Here is a 4,375-nt window from a genome sequence, read left to right on the forward strand (position 1 = left end):
CGGCGGCGGCGTCGAGCGCGCTGGTGGCTTCGTCGAGCAAGGCGACGCGCGGTTGCCGCAGCAGCACCTGGGCGAGCAGCAACCGCTGCAGTTCGCCGCCGGACAGGCGCGCGCCGGCGCCGTGTGCGGCGGTGTCCAGGCCGGCGCCGCCCTGCAGACGCGCGGCCAGGCCGACGTCGCGCAGCGCTTCCCACATCGCCGCCTCGCTCGCGGCTGGCGCCGCCCAGGCCAGGCACTGCCGCACGCTGTGCTGCCAGGGCCGCACGCCCTGGGCGACATAGGCCAAGGGCTGCAGCGCGGCGCGATAGCCGGCGAAGTCGAGCGCACGGCCGTCGCAGTGCGCGGCGAACTGCGGTGGCGCGACCATGCCGGCCAGCGCGTCCATCAGGCTGCTCTTGCCGACGCCGGATGGGCCGCTGATCAGGGTCAGTGTGCCTGGCGCGAGAACCAGACCGGTCAAGGCCACCGCGGCCAGCGGCGGCGCCAGGCCGATGCGTTCGATCTGGATCGGCGCCGTCGCTGCTGTCGCCGCACTGGGCTGTGCCGCCACGGTGCCAGGTGGCGTTGGCAGCGCGCTGAGCGCGACGTAGCGCTGCCACAATTCCAGCGCAGGCGCGGCCGAGCGCAGTTGCTGCACGCTCTGCCGGGTCGAGACCAGGTACGGCAGCAGCCGTCCCAGCAGCAGGCCGACGGTGATCAGCGCGCCGCGGTCGATGCCGTGCCACACCCCGGCCAGCAGCATGATCGCGGCGATGGCCGCCACCGCCGCCAGTTCCAGCAACAGGCGGCCGGAGGCGACCAGCGCCTGCTGGCGCGCGTAGCCATAGGCGAGCCGACCGGCGATCGCCTCGTAGGCTTCCTGCTCGCGCGCCTCCCGTGCGAACGAGCGCACGTGGCGCAGGCGCCGCGGGAAATCCTCGCTGAGCCAGAACAGCCGGGTCATGTCGGCGACGTACTGGCGGCTGACCCGGGCCTGTTCGTGGCCGGCGATGCGGAAGGCGAGCAGGCCCAGCGCCAGCAGCGGCGGCAGCGCCAGCACCAGCATGGGCGAGACCAGGAACGCCGCGGCCAGGCTCACCGCCGCAGTGATCGCCGCCACCAGCAGTTGCAGCAGCGCGCTGAAGCCCTGCACCACGATCTCGACGTTGTAGGTGAGCAGGTTGGCGATTTCCGCCGAGCTGGCATCGGCCAGGGCCGGCAGCGGCGCCTGCAGCAGCCGCGCATGTACCTGCCGGCGCAGGTCCAGCGCGTGGCGGCTGGCCAGGTCCGCGGCCAGTCGTGTGCCCCACCAACGCAGCAGGGCGAAGCCACTGCTGGCGGCAACGAACAGCAGGGTCTGCGCGAGGAAGCCGGTCGGCAACGGCAAGGCGTGGCCGGCCAGGGTCAGCACATGGCCGGGTTGCACCAGCGGCACCAGCGCGACCGCCGCCAGCGCGCCGGCCAGCGCGCCGAGCAGCGACAGCAGCACGTACCCGGCAATGCGCAGGCGTTCGCCGCGGCCGAGCACGGCGACGAAGGCGCGCAGCAAGTGCGATGACGGTTCCGGACGTGTGCTCATCGGTGGGTGTCCTTGGGGCGGACCATCGACGTGGTGCGCCATCCCCACTCCCTTGCGCCGGCGATGCGCGTCGCAGGCGCCGTCAGGTCGGGTACGGGATCAGGCCAACAGTGTCTGCAGCGCATCGACCGAGGCCTCCGGATGCGTGCCGCGCTGCAGTTCGTACACGCCCAGCCGCTGCAACTGGCGCGCGAACAACGGCCAGTGCGGCTGGCCCGCGGCGTAGGGTTGGTCCGCGGCCAGGCGTGCCGCCACGTCCGCGTCGGGCATCGCCTGCAGCAGCTGCTGCGGATCGGCGGCCATGGTGGCCGAGACGAACACGGCCGCGGCCAGCCGCAACGGTGCCTGTGCCAGGCGCCCCTCGCCCTGGCGGATGTCCACCTCGTGCTTCAGCGCGCCGCTGCGGCGGCGGATCATCGGCGCCGCGGCGATCCAGGCGCGGGTCTGCGGATCGAGCAGGTGCAACAGTTCCGGCCGCAGATGCAGGAAGTTGCCGATGCCGGTGGCGAGCAGATAGTGCGGGGCGACGAACAGCGCGTCCTCGGCAAGGAACTCCAGCCCGCGCAGCAGGCTGTGCAGCGCCAGGGTCGACTTGCCGGCGCCGCTGCCGCCGAGCAGCAGCACGCCGCGGCCGTCGCGGCCGACGCAAGCGCCGTGCAGCGGTACCAGGCGCATGCCGTGCGCGGCAAGCACGAACACGGCGAACTCGATCAGTTCGTAACGCACGTGGTAGGCGTGCGCGAGCATGTCTTCGGACACCACCACCAGCGCCCTGCGCTGCTCGGGCACCAGCACGACGTAGTTGTGCGCATCGATCACGCCACTCAGGACGCCCGCGCCGGAATGGGTCTGCACCGGCGGCGGCTCCATTGCCAGCGCGTAGGGCGCGTCGCCGCGGTCCACCAGGGTCAGTTCGATGCGGAACACGGCGCTCTCCGGCAGGCGATGCGCCGGCACCGCGCCGAAAGCCGCTTCCACCAAGGCCAGCAGCGCCGGACTGTTGCTCTCGAAGTGGAAGCGTCCACCGAGCAGCTGCTTGCTGAGGGTGTGGGGGCGCCGCAGCTGGGTGTGGAACGGATCGCAGGCACCGCCCGCAGCGACGACTGGCGTGGCGTGGTCGCTTGTTGCCACGTCCAGGACACGCACGGTCGATCGCTGCATCGGAGAAGAGTCGCTTGGGTGGATGCAGCGTGGGTGCGCCTGCCGCGACCAAAGGTTGCGCGTGGTCATGCCGGTGTTTCGCGCAACCAAACGGCGCAGCCCCGGCACCTACCGCCACGGCCACCTGTGCGCGGCCATCGCTGCATGCGCCCCTCCCCCGCGGCGCCGAACGAGACCTTTCGCCGATGCTCAAGATCCAGGTCAGCCACTCCTACTTCCTGCGCTACGACCCCAAGCAATGGGAACGCGGCAAGCCGTACCCGCCGCTGGCCACGCTGCAGGTGGCGGCACTGCTGCGTCAGCACGGACACCAGGTGACGCTGTTCGACGCGATGCTGGCCGAGGGCGTGGAGGACTACGACTACGCCGTCCGCACGCAGCGGCCGGACCTGGTGGTGTTCTACGAGGACAACTTCAACTTCCTCACCAAGATGTGCCTGAGCCGGATGCGCGAGGCCGCGTGCCGAATGATCGCCGAGGCGCGCGCCGGCGGCAGCCGGGTGATCGTCGCCGGCTCCGACGCCTCTGACCATCCGGAGGCGTTCCTCGCGGCCGGTGCCGACGCGGTGCTGATCGGCGAAGGCATCGCGGCCTTGCTGGACCTGGTGGCGCGGCTGCAGGCGGAACCGGACATCGACCCGGCGCGCTGGGTGGCCGGCCTCGCCGAGGTGGCCAGCGCGGTGCTGCCGCAACTCAAGCGCGCGCAGATCGGCGCGCGGCCGCCGGATCCGCGGCTGTCGGTGACGGCGGCCTGGGACCTGCTGGATATCCCGCGCTACCGCGCGTTCTGGCAGCAGCGACACGGCCATTTCAGCCTGAACATGGCCGCCTCGCGCGGCTGCCCGTTCCGCTGCAACTGGTGCGCCAAGCCGATCTGGGGCAATCACTACAAGCGCCGCGAGGCGCAGGACGTGGCCGCGGAGATGACCCAGCTCAAGCGCAGCTTCGCGCCCGACCATGTGTGGATGGCCGACGACATCTTCGGCTTCCACGTGGACTGGGTGGAGGACTTCGCCGATGCGCTGGCCGCCGCCGACGGCGCGGTGCCCTTCACCATCCAGACCCGTGCCGACCTGTGCAGCGAGCGCATGACCGCCGCCCTGGCGCGGGCCGGCTGCCGCGAGGCCTGGATCGGCGCGGAGAGCGGCAGCCAGCGCATCCTCGACAAGATGACCAAGGGCACCGATGTGGACGGCGTGATCGCCGCGCGCCAGCGGCTGGGCGCGCAGGGCATCCGCGTCGGCTTCTTCCTGCAGCTGGGCTACCTGGACGAGCAACTCGACGACATCCTCGCCACGCGCCGGCTGGTGGCGCAGGCGCGCCCGGACGACATCGGCGTCAGCGTGTCCTACCCGCTGCCCGGCACCGTGTTCTACCAGCAGGTCAAGGACCAGCTCGGGCGCAAGACCCATTGGCAGGACAGCGACGACCTGGCGATGATGTTCCGTGGCGCCTACGATTCGGCGTTCTACCGCCAGGTACGCGATCTGCTGCACCGGCAGGTGGACCTGCAATGCCGCGAGGATGCGCGCCCGGCGCCGACGCACGCGCAGGACTGGGCGGCGCTGGACGCCGACTGGGCAGCGCTGATCGCGCGCGAAGCCGAGCATCGGACCGACGCGCCGCCAGCACCGGCGGCCAAGGCGGTCGCCGCCG

The 4,375-nt window shown here is 71.9% G+C and carries 3 protein-coding genes; 1 reads left to right on the plus strand and 2 read right to left on the minus strand.

The window, feature by feature from the left end; translation table 11 throughout:
- The coding region (locus D180_RS16825; protein ID WP_043091215.1) for an ABC transporter ATP-binding protein at positions 1 to 1,558 on the minus strand (1,558 nt) is incomplete at its 3' end.
- Positions 1,559 to 1,657: 99 nt separating this feature from the next.
- Positions 1,658 to 2,719: an Hpr(Ser) kinase/phosphatase gene (locus D180_RS16830; RefSeq protein WP_017913719.1), complete on the minus strand. Its 1,062-nt coding sequence runs from the start codon at positions 2,717 to 2,719 to the stop codon at positions 1,658 to 1,660.
- Between the two features lie 185 nt (positions 2,720 to 2,904).
- Between D180_RS16830 and D180_RS16835 the strand changes: the two genes are divergently transcribed.
- On the plus strand, positions 2,905 to 4,375 hold a 1,471-nt coding region (locus D180_RS16835; RefSeq protein WP_017913720.1), incomplete at its 3' end, for a radical SAM protein.

The sequence above is a fragment of the Xanthomonas sp. SHU 166 genome (genome assembly GCF_000364685.1).
Lineage (GTDB): Bacteria > Pseudomonadota > Gammaproteobacteria > Xanthomonadales > Xanthomonadaceae > Xanthomonas_A > Xanthomonas_A sontii.